We start from the raw sequence: 449 nt of genomic DNA, 5'->3' as shown, positions 1-449 counted from the left end.
GCGGACACCAGCAGGACCTCCGCGACGCGCTGGGGGCCTTGCCCGAGGAACTGCCTGACCTCGGAACCGTGGCCAGCGCGCTGGCCACCGACGACGGGAAGGACCTGACTCGGACACTGCGTGCGCTGGACAGCCTCAGCGGCCGCTTCACCAACCGCCAGCAGGAGATCTCCGCGCTGGTCGGGCAACTGAAGACCACGTTGGACGCAGTCGGTGTCGATGGCGGCAAGCCGCTGGCGGACGTCGTGGACAAGGCGCCGGACACGCTGGGCAAGGCACGCGGGGCACTGCAGTCGCTGCAGGCGCCGCTGGCCGATGCCCAGGCGGCGATGTCGTCGCTGAAGCCGGGCGCGGACGCGCTGGGCCAGGCGACCCCGGACGTCCGCGGGGTGCTGCGCGAGGGCGTTCCGCCGCTCGACAAGGTGCCGGGCGTCGCCGGGCAGGCCGAC

Annotated in this window: 1 pseudogene; it reads left to right on the top strand. The window is 73.3% G+C overall.

Features of this window, described 5'->3' with window-relative positions:
• Positions 1-449, top strand: a pseudogene (locus H5411_RS46730) (MlaD family protein); the annotation flags it as partial.

Origin of the sequence: Amycolatopsis echigonensis (assembly GCF_014174495.1) — a bacterium.
Taxonomy (GTDB): Bacteria; Actinomycetota; Actinomycetes; order Mycobacteriales; family Pseudonocardiaceae; genus Amycolatopsis; species Amycolatopsis echigonensis.
Note: the sequence above shows the minus strand (reverse complement) of the source record. Positions and strands in the feature narration are given on the sequence as shown.